The following is a 13498-nucleotide window of genomic DNA, read 5'->3' on the forward strand; positions in this document are numbered from 1 at the left end:
CCGGGCGGCTCGGGCAGGATCCGGAAGTGAGGCGCAGGGCCTATCCGCGCGGCGGCCCGGCACCCCACGGGGTCTTCCGGATCGCCCGCCGCAGGCGCCTGGCGCGCAGGCCCGTGACCCGGTCCGCGTACACGGTGCCTGCGAGGTGGTCGCACTCGTGCTGCAGGCACCGCGCGAAGAACCCGGTGCCCTCGATCCGTACCGGCGCCCCGTCGGAGGTGACCCCTTCGACGACGGCCCGGTCGAAGCGCGCGGTACCCGCCTCCAGCCCGGGCAGCGAGAGGCAGCCCTCGGGACCGAGGAACTCGTCCCCGTCGGCCGCCACCAGGCGCGGGTTGACGATGTGCCCGACGTGCCGGACGTCCTCGTCGTCGGGGCAGTCGTAGACGAACACCCGCTGCCCGACGCCGATCTGGTTCGCGGCGAGGCCGACGCCCTCGGCGGCGTACATCGTGGCGAACATGTCCTCGATGAGCCGGTCGAGGGCCGGGCCGAATTCGGTGACCTCCGCGCAAGCGGAATGGAGCACCGGGTCGCCCAGGAGGCTCATGGTGCGGACGAGTCCGGTGGTGCCGGGGATGGGGCGCTGTCGCATGGCCGTAAGCCTACGACGGGCGAATATATGAGGAGATCTGCCGTGGCGTGGGGGCGCCGCGGTCAAGGCCCCGGCAGGTACTGGATAGGCTGGGGCCGACCGACGCAAGGAGGACAAGGGACGATGGCAGGCAACACAGAGCCGCTTTCGCCGCGGGCCAAGCTGGCCGTGACGGCGGGCAAGGCCGCGGCGGCGGTGTCGCGGGCCGCGGGACGCGGAAGCGGATCGGTGATCGGTGGCAAGGTCGCACTCAAACTCGACCCCGATCTCCTCGGAGCGCTCGCGCAGCATCTCGACGTCGTCCTCGTCTCCGCGACGAACGGCAAGACCACGACGACCCGGCTGATCGCGGAGGCCCTGCGGGCCAGCGGGCCGGTCGTCTCCAACGCGCTCGGCGCGAACATGCCGGCGGGCATCACCTCGGCGCTGGCCGGCGGCTCGGACTCCAAGTACGGCGTGATCGAGGTCGACGAGAAGTACCTGGCCGGGGTGGCCCGGGACGTCACCCCCAAGGTGATCGCCCTGCTGAACCTCTCCCGCGACCAGCTGGACCGCGCCGCCGAGACCCGCATGCTCGCGGAGAAGTGGCGCGAGGGCCTGTCGGGCTCCAAGGCCGTCATCGTCGCGAACTGCGACGACCCGCTGATCGTCTGGTCCGCCTCCTCCTCCCAGAACGTGGTGTGGGTCGCGGCCGGCCAGGAGTGGAAGGACGACGCCTGGTCGTGCCCCTCCTGCGGCGGTGTCATGCAGCGCCCGGGCGACGACTGGTTCTGCGGCGAGTGCGGTTTCCGCCGCCCGACGCCGACCTGGGTGCTCTCCGGCGACCACGTCCTGGACCCGCACGGCTCGGCCTGGCCGATCCACCTCCAGCTGCCGGGCCGCGCCAACAAGGCCAACGCCGCCACCTCGGCCGCCGTGGCCGCCGTCTTCGGCGTCCCGCCGCAGGTCGCGCTGGAGCGGATGTACCAGGTGCAGGCCGTCGCCGGCCGCTACGACGTCGTGAACTTCCAGGGCCGTGAACTGCGGCTGCTGCTCGCGAAGAACCCGGCGGGCTGGCTCGAAACGTTTTCCCTGATCGACCCGCCGCCCACCCCGGTGATCCTCTCGGTGAACGCGCGCGGCGCCGACGGCACCGACACCTCCTGGCTGTGGGACGTGGACTACCCGCGCCTGGCCGGCCACCCGATCTTCGTGATCGGAGACCGCAAGCTGGACCTCGCGGTCCGCCTCGAGGTCGCGGGCCTGGACTTCCGGGTGTGCGAGACCCTCGACGAGGCCGTGCAGCTCGCACCGCCCGGACAGATCGAGCTGATCGCCAACTACACCGCCTTCCAGGACGTGCGCCGCCGCGTCGGCAACTAGCCCCGTCAGAACCGCAGAGGACAAGAGCATGAGCGACAACAGCCTGCGTCTGGTGTGGGTCTACCCCGACCTGCTCAGCACGTACGGAGACCAGGGCAACGCCCTCGTGGTGGAGCGCCGGGCGCGCCAGCGCGGCCTGGACGTCCAGCGCGTGGACGTGCGCAGCGACCAGCCGATCCCCACGTCGGGCGACATCTACCTGATCGGCGGCGGTGAGGACCGGCCGCAGCGGCTGGCGGCCGAGCGCTTGCTGCGCGACGGCGGTCTGGAGCGGGCCGTCTCGAACGGGGCGATCGTCTTCTCCGTCTGCGCCGGGTACCAGATCCTCGGCAAGGAGTTCGTCAACGACATGGGCCAGCGCCAGGAGGGCCTGGGCCTGCTGGACGTCGTCACCCTGCGCGGTGAGGGCGAGCGGTGCGTCGGCGACGTCCTCGCCGACATCGACCCGCGCCTGGGCCTGCCGCAGCTGACCGGCTTCGAGAACCACCAGGGCGTCACCCACCTCGGCCCGACGGCGCGGCCGTTCGCCAGGGTGACCATGGGCCGCGGCAACGGCACCGGCGACGGCACCGAAGGCGCGTACAACGACACGGTGTTCGGCACCTACATGCACGGTCCCGTGATGGCCCGCAACCCGCAGATCGCGGACCTGCTGCTGAAGCTGGCCCTCGACGTGAACGCGCTGCCGGCCATAGACGACCGGTGGTACGAGGCGCTGCGCGCCGAGCGCATCGCGGCGGCGACGCAGCCCGCGTAGGCCCGGCGGCACCAGACGTTCGGCCCGGATTCCCCTGGTGGGAACCGGGCCGACGTGCGTTCGCACCACCTGGGGGACCAGCATGTGGAGGATGGTTCAGCCGACCCTCGTTCCGCTTGTAGGGTGACGGGTAGTTCCAACCGGACGACGTGGTCCGGTCGTCGGCCCACGTTGCAAAGGTCTTTCCTGCCATGCGCATAGGTGTGCTCACTTCCGGTGGCGACTGCCCCGGCCTCAATGCCGTCATCCGCTCCGTCGTGCACCGCGCCGTCGTCGACCACGGCGACGAGGTGATCGGCTTCCACGACGGCTGGAAGGGCCTCCTGGAGGCGGATTACCGCAAGCTCGACCTCGACGCCGTCGGCGGCATCCTCGCCCGCGGCGGCACCATCCTCGGATCCTCCCGGGTCCAGCCCGCGCATCTGCGCGACGGTGTGGAGCGCGCCCGCGGCCACGTCGCGGACCTCGGTCTCGACGCGATCATCCCGATCGGCGGCGAGGGCACGCTGAAGGCGGCGAACCTGCTCTCGCAGGCCGGTCTGCCGATCGTCGGTGTCCCCAAGACCATCGACAACGACATCGCGTCCACGGACGTCACCTTCGGTTTCGACACCGCCGTCGGGGTCGCCACCGAGGCGCTGGACCGGCTGAAGACCACCGCCGAGTCCCACCAGCGCGTGATGGTCGTGGAGGTCATGGGGCGCCACACCGGGTGGATCGCGCTGCATTCGGGCATGGCGGCCGGCGCGCACGCGATCGTCGTACCGGAACGTCCCTTCGACATCGACGAGCTGACGGCGATCGTCGGCGAGCGCTTCTCCGCGGGCAAGCGGTTCGCGATCGTCGTGGTCGCCGAGGGCGCCAAGCCCCGGCCCGGCTCGATGAACTTCGAGCAGGGCGGCACGGACATGTACGGACACGAGCGGTTCGCCGGCATCGGCAACACGCTCGCCGTGGAACTGGAGCAGCGCCTGGGCAAGGAGGCCCGGCCGGTGATCCTGGGCCACGTGCAGCGAGGCGGCACGCCCACCGCGTACGACCGCGTCCTCGCGACCCGCTTCGGCTGGCACGCCGTGGAGGCCGTCCACCGGGGCGAGTTCGGCATGCTCACGGCGCTGCGCGGCACGGACATCGTGATGGTGCCGCTCGCCGAGGCGACCTCCACCCTCAAGACGGTCCCGGCCGAGCGTTACGAAGAGGCCGAGACGGTTCTGTAACCGTATGCCCGTTAGTGCCGCCCCCGCGCGCAGGAGCGACCGGGGGCGGCATTACTGTGGTGGGGCGCCACAGTCAAGGGAGTGAACAGATGGACCACAGCGGGCACGGCATGGACATGAACATGGACCTGCCGCCGTTCACTCTCGGGCGCGGGCTGGAGTTCTCCTTCGACGCCTTCTTCCTCTTCGGCTCCCTGCTGGGGCTCGCCCTGTACGGGTGGGGCGTGCTGCGGCTGCGGCAGCGCGGGGACGCCTGGTCGCCGGGCCGGACCATCGCCTTCACGGCCGGTGTGCTGAGCGTGGTGCTGGTGATGTGCACCAAGCTGAACGACTACGGCATGGTCATGTTCAGTGTGCACATGGTCCAGCACATGGTGATCAGCATGATCACCCCGATCCTGCTGCTCCTCGGCGCCCCCGTGACACTGGCGCTGCGCGCGCTGGCCCCCGCCGCGCGCGGCCACAAGGGACCGCGCGAGCTGCTGCTGATGCTGCTGCACAGCCGCTACATGCGGATCATCACGCACCCGGCCTTCACCATCCCCATGTTCATCGCCAGTCTCTACGGCCTGTACTTCACCCCGCTCTTCGACTTCCTGATGGAGTCCAAGGCCGGACACATCGCGATGATGGTGCACTTCCTCGCCGTCGGCCTGGTCTTCTTCTGGCCGATCATGGGCGTGGACCCGGGCCCGCACCGCCCCGGCTACGTGATGCGGATGCTGGAGCTCTTCGCCGGCATGCCCTTCCACGCCTTCTTCGGCATCGCCCTGATGATGGCCAGCGAGCCGATGATCAAGACGTACGCGAACCCGCCGGCCTCCCTCGGCATCGACGCGCTGCTCGACCAGCAGTGGGGCGGCGGCATCGCCTGGGCCTTCAGCGAGATCCCGTCGGTGCTGGTGCTGATCGCCCTGGTCTACCAGTGGTACCACTCGGAGCAGCGGGCGGCGAGGCGCTCCGACCGGGCCGAGGACCGCAACGGCGACCAGGAGCTGGCGGCGTACAACTCCTATCTCGCCTCACTCCGAGCGCGTGGCCAGTAGCGGAGTACCGCCTTCGCGCGTCACCATGGGGCATGACCGGATCCGTTAAGGCGATGGCCGTGATGACCTTCGCCGCCCTCGTGGCCGTCGCCACGTATTCCGTGGTCCTCGGCAGCAACGGCTGGCTGTGGTTCGGCTGGGTCGTGCTGGGACTGCTGACCGCCGGGATGGCCGCTTCCAGCAGCTCTTGACCACGACGCTGTCCGATGCCGTGACCCCTGTGCGTCCCGTGTGTGTCCCGGGCGTGTCCGATCAAGACGGCATGTGATCAAGACAGAGTGCGATCAAGGCGGCCCTCGATCTGCCGGACCCGCCCTGACTGTCCGTACGATGACCGTGACAACGGGACATCGACGGGAGCGGCCTGGTGTTCTACCACTTGCTCAAGCACGTACTGCTCGGTCCGCTGCTCAGGCTGCTGTTCAGGCCGCGGATCGAGGGCCTGGAAAACATTCCGGCCGAGGGGGCCGCGATCATCGCGGGCAACCACCTGTCCTTCTCGGACCACTTCCTGATGCCCGCGATCCTCAAGCGGCGGATCACCTTCCTCGCGAAGGCCGAGTACTTCACCGGCCCCGGGCTCAAGGGGCGGCTCACCGCCGCGTTCTTCCGCAGCGCCGGGCAGATCCCCGTCGACCGCTCCGGGAAGAACGCCGGGCAGGCGGCCCTGCGCGAGGGGCTCGGGGTGCTCGCCAAGGGTGAGCTGCTGGGCATCTACCCGGAGGGCACGCGCTCGCACGACGGACGGCTGTACAAGGGCAAGGTGGGCGTGGCCGCGATGGCCCTGGGAGCCGGGGTGCCCGTCGTACCGTGCGCGATGGTCGGCACCTTCGAGATCCAGCCGCCCGGGCAGAAGATCCCCAAGATCCGGCGGGTGACGATCCGCTTCGGCGAGCCGATGGACTTCTCGCGGTACGCGGGGCTGGAGGGCGAGCGCGCCGTCCTGCGGGCCGTCACCGACGAGATCATGTACGCGATCCTCGGACTGTCCGGCCAGGAGTACGTCGACCGGTACGCGGCCGAGGTCAAGGCCGAGGAAGAGGAGGAACGGAAGAAGGCCCGGCGCAGGTCGCGCTGAGCCTTCTCCCGCAGACGTTCCCCGGTCCTAGGCCCCGTCGTCAACGTAGCGCCTGGCCCGCGCTACTTCGACGACTGGACCTAGCGGACGGCCGGGAGCTCCTCGAGCGCCGGGAACTCGGCACCCGCGGCGTGGTCGAGCGACTTCGCGGCGACCGGGGCGGGGGCGACCGGAGTGGCGTGCGGGGCGCACTTCACGTCCTTGGCGTCGACCTTGCCGGTCAGCAGGTAGGTGTCGACCCGCGTGTTGATGCAGGGGTTCACCAGGCTGGTGACACCGTGCGAACCGGCGTTCTGCTCGGTGATCAGACGCGAACCGGCGAGCCGGCGGTGCAGCTCGACCGCGCCGTCGTACGGCGTGGCGGCGTCGCGCTCGGACTGGACGATCAGCACCGGCGCCAGACCGCGCTTGGCACCGACCTCGATCGGGGTGCTCTGCTTGGCCTTCCAGGTCGCGCAGGGCAGGTTCATCCACGCGTTGGACCAGGTCAGGAACGGGTACTTCTGGTGCAGCTTGGTGTTGTCCCGGTCCCACTTGGCCCAGCTGGTGGGCCACTTGGCGTCGGCGCACTCGACCGCGGTGTAGACCGCGTTGCCGTTCTCGGACGCCGCGTTGCCCTTGGTGTCCGACATGTCCGGGGCGATGGCGTCGACGAGCGCCTGCTCGTCACCGGCCGCCCAGGCGGCGAAGGTCTGGGCGACGGGCACCCACGAGGAGTCGTAGTACGGGGCGCCCTGGAAGAAGCCGATGAGCTCGGCCGGGCCGACGACCCCGCCGATCGGGTTGGCCTTGGCCTTGGCGCGCAGCTCCTGGTACTTGGCCTCGACCTTGGCGCGCGTGTCGCCGAGGTGGAAGACCGCGTCGTTCTTGGCGACCCAGTCCTGCCAGTCGTTCCAGCGGGTCTGGAAGGCGACGTCCTGGCCGAGGTTGGCCTCGTACCAGATGTTGTCCTGCTCCGGGTTGACCACGCTGTCGACGATCATGCGGCGCACGTGCGTCGGGAACAGGGTCGCGTAGACCCCGCCGATGTAGGTGCCGTAGGAGACGCCGAGGAAGTTCAGCTTCTGCTCGCCGAGGGCGGCGCGGATGACATCGAGGTCGCGCGCGGTGTTCGGCGTGGTCATGTGCGGCAGCATCTCGCCGCTGCGCTCCTTGCAGCCGTCCGCGTACTCGGCGGCGAGCTTGCGCTGGGCGCGCTTGTCGGCCTCGCTGTCCGGGACCGGGTCGGCCTTGGGCGCCTTGACGAACTCCTGCGGGTCGATGCAGGAGATGGGCGCGGAGTGGCCGACACCGCGGGGGTCGAAGCCCACGAAGTCGTACGCCTTGGAGGCGTTGACCCACAGCGGGCTCTTGGTGGTGACCCGGCGCGGGAAGCGCATGCCGGAGCCGCCGGGGCCGCCGGGGTTGTAGATGAGCGCGCCCTGGCGCTCCTCCTTCGTGCCCGTGCTGCCGATGCGGTCGACGGCGAGCTCGATGGTCTTGCCGAACGGCTTGGTGTAGTCGAGCGGGACCTTCACCCAGCCGCACTGGATGGGCTTCTCGAAGCCCCAGTCCGCGGGGCAGTCCTTCCACTCGATCCCGGTACGGGCGGCGCGGGCGGCGGCGATCTGGACGCCCACCGCCTCCGCGGCCCCGTTGTCACGGCCGGCCGAGGCCGCCGAGGCGGACGGTGCGAGCATCAGGCCCGCCGCCAGCGTGCCGGTGATCAGTGTGGCGGCGCTCCCCAGCGCCGCGTTGCGTATCACGTGGTTGTTCCCCCTGCGTCAGTCGCCGCCGTGGGCGGCCGGATTCGGTCGGTCTTCGGTCGTCGGCGTGCAGGGGGGATCCTCGCTCCTCACCTGGACCGGGCAACAGAGCGGGGGACACTTCTTTGCCAACCCGATAACCGGAGAGGCGAGTACCGCTGAGCGGTGTCTGATTCGTCCCGAACTACCCCTGGGGCGACGGGCCGTAGGTGCGGGCGGCCTCGTCCAGCAGCTCCCGCAGCCGCAGGGCGTCCGGGGCCAGGGCCGTCACGAGGACGGCCGGGCCGGCCAGCGGCGTGACCACGGCGAACTCCCCCAGCACCGCCGCCGAGGGCGGGGCCTGGGCGAAGGCCGGATCGACGACCAGGAGTTGGCCGAGCGCCCGGTGCCCGGCGAGTCCCGCCGGGCCGTCCCAGCCGCCGGGCGCGCCGGGGCCGCAGGCGAGCTCCTGGTCCAGGAGCGGGCGCCCGCCACGGGTGACGGTGAGCCGGCTGCGCAGCAGGCCCGGGGCTTCCCCGCAGCGCCCCAGGACCTGTTCCTCGCGCAGCACCAGTCGTGCGGTCGGCGCCAGTTGCACCCGGGTGCGCACCCGCAGGTCGCTGGCGCGCACGGAGACCAGCGGCTCCGGCAGCCACCGCACCGACGCGCCGTCCTCCAGCGTCAGGTGCACGTCGTACCGCGCGGGCTCGCCGCCCCGGCCGGGCAGCGCGAGGGTCGCCGCCGCCGAGGCGAGGGCGAGGCGCGCTCCGGGTGCGGCGGCGGCCTCGACCGTGAGGTGGTCCCCGCCCAGCGGGGCGCTCATGGCGCCGACCAGCATGACCCCGGCCTCGGCAGCGGTCCCCCGGGTGCGGCGCAGGGCGAGCGGCCCTTCCCCGGCGAGCAGCGGCAGCGCGGTCCCGCCCCGTCCGTCGGCGACCGCGCGGATGCGGGCGGTGGCCCGAACGCCCGCCGGCGGCAGGGTGACGGGAGGCGCGCTGGTCACCGTGCGACCCAGGCGGCGATCCGGTCGCGCACCCACGCGGCCACTGGGGCCACGCCCTCGGGGCCGCGCAGCGACTGGAAGGCGACGGGCAGTTCACCGCGCTGCTCGGCGGCGTCCCGGGCCATCCGCCCGAGGTCGGAACCGACGTGGGGAGCGAGGTCGGTCTTGTTGACGACGAGGAGGTCGGCGGTGGTGACGCCGGGGCCGCCCTTGCGCGGGATGTCGTCCCCGCCGGCCACGTCGATGACGAAGATCTGGGCGTCGACGAGCCCCCGGGAGAAGGTGGCCGTCAGGTTGTCCCCGCCCGACTCGACGAGGATCAGGTCGAGCGGGCCGCTCTGCCGGAAGGCCTCCTCCAGTTCCTCGACGGCCTCCAGGTTGGCGGAGATGTCGTCGCGGATGGCGGTGTGCGGACAGGCCCCGGTCTCGACGGCGGCGATCCGCTCGGGGGGCAGGACGGCCTCGCGGAGCAGGAACTCGGCGTCCTCTCGGGTGTAGATGTCGTTGGTGACGACGGCCATGGAGAGTTCGGCGCGCAGGGCGCGGCACAGGGCGGCGACGGTGGCGGTCTTCCCGGAGCCGACGGGTCCGCCGAGTCCGATGCGCAGGGCGCGCCGGGTGCCGTCGGGGCGGACCGGTTCGGCGCTGTGGGTGTGGCGGTGGGGGTAGGTGACGCCGTGGTCGAGGTGCAAGGGGTTCTCCTTGGGGGGCTTGGTGGCCGGGGTCGGGGCGCTCAGGAGGCGATCGGGACGCCCGGGGGCGCTCAGGAGGCTCGGGACGCTCAGGAGGCGAAGAGGCGTACCGGCCAGCCGGCGTGGACCTCGGCCGCGATCTCCAGCAGGGGCGAGGACGCGGCGGGCAGGGCGTCCACGCCCTCCGTGAGGGCCCGCAGGGCGGCCTCGGCCGCGACGGCCGCGACGGCGTCGAGTTCGGGGGTGAGGCGGGCCAGGACGCCGCTCGCCTCGAAGGGGTCCAGGCCCAGCAGCCGCACGGTCGCGGTCGCGGGGCCGCCGACGGCCTCGTACGCCGCCACCTGCGCGGCGTCGGAGGGCCCGAGCCCGGCCGCCCGGGCGGTGAGGCCGAGCACGACGGGCTGGTGGACACCGCGCGGGAACGCGGCCGCCAGTGCCTCCAGTTCGGGTCCGGGCCAGGTGGCCCGGGCGGCCCTCAGCAGCTGGCGGCCCAGGCGCCGGGCGGCGGTGCGCAGGGCGGGCGAGGGGGTGCGGGCGTCGGCGGCGGCGTCGAGCTGCGCCGGGTCGATCCCGAGGGCGGCGGCCGCGGCGAGGGCGGCGGCGGTGAGTCCGGCGGTGTGCAGCCGGCCCCGGCAGAAGTCCTCCAGGGTGGCGGCGTCGTGGATCCGGCCGTCCTTGCAGGCGGCCTCGGCCCCGCCGGAGTGCGCGTGGCCCCCGGCGGGGAAGCGGCCGTCGGCGAGGACGAGCAGCGCGGCGAGGCTCATCGGAAGAGACCTCCCATCAGAAGAGGAAGTATCTCTGGGCCATGGGCAGTTCGGCGGCCGGCGCCGGTTCCACGGCCTCACCGTCGATGGTGACCGTGAAGGTGTCGGCGTCCACCTCCACCCGGGGCATGGCGGCGTTGTTGCGCATGTCCGCCTTGCCGAGCTTGCGGGTGCTCTCGATGGCCACGAAGGACTTGCCGAGGCCGAGCCGGTCGGGCAGGCCGTCGTCGAGCGCGGCCTGCGCGGTGAAGTTCAGCGAGTTCAGGGCGGGTGCGCGGCCGTGGCCGGCGAACATCGGGCGGGGCAGCACCGGCTGCGGGGTCGGGATGGAGGCGTTGGCGTCGCCCATCTGCGCGTAGGCGATCTGGCCGCCCTTGATGACCAGCTCGGGCTTGACCCCGAAGAAGGCGGGGCTCCACAGCACCAGGTCGGCGAGCTTGCCGGTCTCGACGGAGCCGATCTCACGGGCGAGCCCCTGGGCGACGGCGGGGTTGATCGTGTACTTGGCGACGTACCGGCGCGCGCGGTGGTTGTCCGCGGGTCCGTCACCGGGGAGGAAGCCGCGCCGCTTCTTCATCACGTGGGCGGTCTGCCAGGTGCGCAGGACGACCTCGCCGACCCGGCCCATGGCCTGGGAGTCGGACGAGATGATCGAGATGGCTCCGAGGTCGTGCAGGACGTCCTCGGCGGCGATGGTCGAGGGCCGGATCCGGGACTCGGCGAAGGCGAGGTCCTCGGGGACGGCCGGGTTGAGGTGGTGGCAGACCATCAGCATGTCGAGGTGTTCCTCGACGGTGTTGACGGTGTGCGGCCGGGTGGGATTGGTGGAGCTGGGCAGGATGTTGGGCTCGGAGACCACGGTGATGATGTCGGGGGCGTGGCCGCCGCCCGCGCCTTCGGTGTGGTACGAGTGGATGGTCCGCCCGGCGATGGCGGCGAGCGTGTCGCCGACGAATCCGGCCTCGTTGAGGGTGTCCGTGTGGATGGCGACCTGGGCGCCGGTCTCGTCACAGACGCTCAGGCAGGCGTCGATGACGGCGGGGGTGGATCCCCAGTCCTCGTGGATCTTGAAGCCGAGGGCGCCGCCGCGCAGTTGGGAGTGCATGGCCTCGCGGGACATGGTGTTGCCCTTGCCGAGCAGGCCGATGTTGACCGGGTACGCCTCCAGCGCCGCGAACATCCGGGCCAGGTGCCAGGGTCCCGGGGTGACGGTGGTGGCCTTGGTGCCCTCGGCGGGGCCGGTGCCGCCGCCGACGAGGGTGGTGGTGCCGGAGGCCAGGGCCTCGTCGATGACGGTCGGTGAGATGAAGTGCACGTGGGCGTCGATGGCGCCGGCCGTGACGATCTTCCCGTTGCCCGCGATGATCTCGGTCTCGGGGCCGATGACGAGCGAGGGCTCCACCCCGTCCATGGTGTCGGGGTTGCCGGCCTTGCCGATGCCGCAGATCCGGCCGTCGCGGATGCCGACGTCGGCCTTGACGATGCCCCAGTGGTCGAGGACGACCACTCCGGTGATCACGGTGTCGGGCGCGCCCTCGGCCCGCGTGGTGCGGGCCTGCCCCATGGACTCGCGGATCACCTTGCCGCCGCCGAAGACGGCCTCGTCGCCGGCCCGGCCGGGGCCGCCGCTGAGGTCCTGCTCGATCTCGACGAAGAGGTCCGTGTCGGCCAGCCGGATCCGGTCACCCGCCGTCGGCCCGAAAAGGTCGGCGTACACCTGGCGCGAGAGCTCAGCCATCGAGCGGCCCTCCGGTCTCCCCGCGCAGTCCCGGTACGGTGCGCGCGCCCGCCAGGGGTACGAGTTCCACCGCGACCGGAATGCCCGGCTCGAAGCGCACGGCGGTGCCGGCGGCGATGTTGAGCCGGAGCCCGCGGGCGGCGGCGCGGTCGAAGTCGAGGCCGGGGTTGGCTTCGGCGAAGTGGTAGTGGGAGCCGACCTGGACGGGCCGGTCGGCGGCGTTGAGCACGGTGAGACGGGTGACGGGACGGCCCTCGTTGAGGAGTACCGGGCCGTCCCCGTAGGCGATTTCGCCGGGGATCATGCGGGTACTCCCCTTCAGACGATCGGGTCGTGGACGGTGACGAGTTTGGTGCCGTCGGGGAACGTGGCCTCGACCTGGACGTCGTGGATCATCTCGGGGATCCCCTCCATGACGTCCCCGCGGCCGAGCACGGTGCGGCCGGAGGCCATGAGCTCGGCCACGGTCCTCCCGTCGCGGGCGCCTTCGAGGATGTGCGAGGTGATCAGGGCGATCGCCTCGGGGTGGTTGAGGCGCACCCCTCGCGCCCTTCGCCTCTCGGCCACGTCGGCCGCCACGTGGATGAGCAGTTTCTCTTGCTCATGCGGTGTCAGTTGCACAGGTATCACCAAGTTTCCGGGACAAGATCAACAGTGCGCCGGGGCGACCCTATTGGCCGTCAACACTTTGTTGACCTGCGCATATCCGAGCCAAGCGTGTCTTGCCCAACGCAGAGAAAGGCTTTCCGTCCCGACCACCACCGCTTTACCGGATCATGGGTGGTCATTGGCAGACGGACGTGGCGCCACGCTAGGCGCCGCCCTTTTCCGTTGCGTTAACCCACGTTTCGGAAAGGCACCCGCTTCGGCCCGGGGACCCCCGGACACCGGTTCCGTATACGGCTGCGGCCGCGGAACTCAGTGGCCCGTGATGCTCCCGGCCGGGGCCCCGACCGTCCAGGGCAGCGCGATCCAGACCGTCTTGCCCCCGTCCTCGGTGGGGGTGACGGAGAGCCTGCCGCCCGCTTCCGCGGTGAGCCAGCGGATGATGACCATGCCCCGGCCGTTGTCCTGCTGTACGGCCGCCGGGAGTCGCCTGGGCCAGCGCGGGTGACTGTCGGTCACACCGACGCGCAGCCATTCCTCGCGCTCCAGCCGGACGTCGACGGTGAAGGTGGGCGACTGGCCGAACGTGTGCTGCACGGCGTTGGTGGCGAGCTCCGAGACGATCAGCCGGACGCTGTCCGCGGTCTCGGTGTCGTCGGGCAGTCCCCATTCACCCAGCACCTCCGCGACGTAGCGGCGGGCGGCGGCGACCGAGGCGGGATCGCTCGGCAGAGTGACGGATGCTTCCTGGTGGTCTGCCATGACGACGGTCCCTTTCCCACCGGGGTCGAGCCGCCCCGGATCTGCGCTGGACGCCAGAGTGCCACCCATCGTGACGCCGTTTGTGCCGATCCCCCAAGATATGCATATATCTGTCGCTCAATGCGGTGAACTCTGCTACGGAAGAGCGTATTTG

15 protein-coding genes are annotated in these 13498 nt (G+C 71.4%); 6 read left to right on the forward strand and 9 right to left on the reverse strand.

Annotated elements, in window-relative coordinates; all coding sequences use genetic code 11:
* Positions 1 to 40 precede the first annotated feature (40 nt).
* Positions 41 to 595 carry a peptide deformylase gene (gene def / locus ACFCZ1_RS24770; RefSeq protein ID WP_376680445.1) on the reverse strand — a complete coding sequence of 185 codons (555 nt, stop codon included), beginning with the start codon at positions 593 to 595 and terminating at the stop codon, positions 41 to 43.
* Between the two features lie 123 nt (positions 596 to 718).
* Here def and ACFCZ1_RS24775 point away from each other — a divergent pair, with 123 nt between their 5' ends.
* The 6 genes from ACFCZ1_RS24775 (at position 719) to ACFCZ1_RS24800 (ending at position 6055) form a co-directional block, all read left to right on the forward strand.
* Positions 719 to 1957: a MurT ligase domain-containing protein gene (locus ACFCZ1_RS24775; RefSeq protein ID WP_376680446.1), complete on the forward strand. Its 1239-nt coding sequence runs from the start codon at positions 719 to 721 to the stop codon at positions 1955 to 1957.
* A 28-nt stretch (positions 1958 to 1985) separates the two neighbouring features.
* Entirely contained in the window at positions 1986 to 2714 is a 729-nt protein-coding gene (locus ACFCZ1_RS24780) for a type 1 glutamine amidotransferase (RefSeq protein WP_376680447.1), read from the forward strand.
* Between the two features lie 191 nt (positions 2715 to 2905).
* Entirely contained in the window at positions 2906 to 3931 is a 1026-nt protein-coding gene (locus tag ACFCZ1_RS24785) for a 6-phosphofructokinase (protein ID WP_376680448.1), read from the forward strand.
* A gap of 89 nt (positions 3932 to 4020) precedes the next feature.
* On the forward strand, positions 4021 to 4977 hold the full coding sequence (locus ACFCZ1_RS24790; protein WP_376680449.1) for a cytochrome c oxidase assembly protein: 957 nt from the start codon (positions 4021 to 4023) through the stop codon (positions 4975 to 4977).
* A gap of 32 nt (positions 4978 to 5009) precedes the next feature.
* Positions 5010 to 5168, forward strand: a complete 159-nt coding sequence (locus ACFCZ1_RS24795; protein ID WP_376680450.1) for a hypothetical protein — start codon at positions 5010 to 5012, stop codon at positions 5166 to 5168.
* A 176-nt stretch (positions 5169 to 5344) separates the two neighbouring features.
* The gene (locus tag ACFCZ1_RS24800) at positions 5345 to 6055 is read left to right on the forward strand and encodes a lysophospholipid acyltransferase family protein (RefSeq protein ID WP_376680451.1); all 711 of its coding nucleotides are present in this window, start codon (positions 5345 to 5347) and stop codon (positions 6053 to 6055) included.
* Positions 6056 to 6135: 80 nt separating this feature from the next.
* Here the strand turns inward: ACFCZ1_RS24800 and ACFCZ1_RS24805 are convergent, their stop codons facing one another.
* The 8 genes from ACFCZ1_RS24805 to ACFCZ1_RS24840 form a co-directional block, all read right to left on the reverse strand.
* The gene (locus ACFCZ1_RS24805; protein ID WP_376680532.1) at positions 6136 to 7734 is read right to left on the reverse strand and encodes an alpha/beta hydrolase; all 1599 of its coding nucleotides are present in this window, start codon (positions 7732 to 7734) and stop codon (positions 6136 to 6138) included.
* Between the two features lie 250 nt (positions 7735 to 7984).
* Positions 7985 to 8782, reverse strand: coding sequence for an urease accessory protein UreD (locus ACFCZ1_RS24810; protein ID WP_376680452.1), 798 nt, complete (start codon positions 8780 to 8782; stop codon positions 7985 to 7987).
* Positions 8779 to 9474, reverse strand: a complete 696-nt coding sequence (gene ureG / locus ACFCZ1_RS24815) for an urease accessory protein UreG (RefSeq protein ID WP_376680453.1) — start codon at positions 9472 to 9474, stop codon at positions 8779 to 8781. The genes ACFCZ1_RS24810 and ureG overlap by 4 nt, the downstream gene beginning before the upstream one ends.
* Positions 9475 to 9563: 89 nt before the next feature.
* Positions 9564 to 10238 (reverse strand): urease accessory protein UreF, encoded by a 675-nt coding sequence (locus ACFCZ1_RS24820; RefSeq protein ID WP_376680454.1) that lies wholly within the window; start codon positions 10236 to 10238, stop codon positions 9564 to 9566.
* Between the two features lie 16 nt (positions 10239 to 10254).
* Positions 10255 to 11976: an urease subunit alpha gene (locus ACFCZ1_RS24825; protein ID WP_376680455.1), complete on the reverse strand. Its 1722-nt coding sequence runs from the start codon at positions 11974 to 11976 to the stop codon at positions 10255 to 10257.
* A complete protein-coding gene (locus ACFCZ1_RS24830) occupies positions 11969 to 12280 on the reverse strand; it encodes an urease subunit beta (RefSeq protein WP_376680456.1) in 312 nt (103 codons plus the stop codon). Before ACFCZ1_RS24830 ends, ACFCZ1_RS24825 begins: the two co-directional genes overlap by 8 nt.
* 14 nt (positions 12281 to 12294) lie before the next feature.
* Positions 12295 to 12597 (reverse strand): urease subunit gamma, encoded by a 303-nt coding sequence (locus ACFCZ1_RS24835; protein ID WP_376680457.1) that lies wholly within the window; start codon positions 12595 to 12597, stop codon positions 12295 to 12297.
* A 297-nt stretch (positions 12598 to 12894) separates the two neighbouring features.
* A complete protein-coding gene (locus ACFCZ1_RS24840; protein ID WP_376680458.1) occupies positions 12895 to 13344 on the reverse strand; it encodes an ATP-binding protein in 450 nt (149 codons plus the stop codon).
* Positions 13345 to 13498: the final 154 nt, after the last annotated feature.

This window comes from Streptomyces sp. NPDC056224, from assembly GCF_042267665.1.
In the GTDB taxonomy this organism is placed as follows: Bacteria; Actinomycetota; Actinomycetes; order Streptomycetales; family Streptomycetaceae; genus Streptomyces.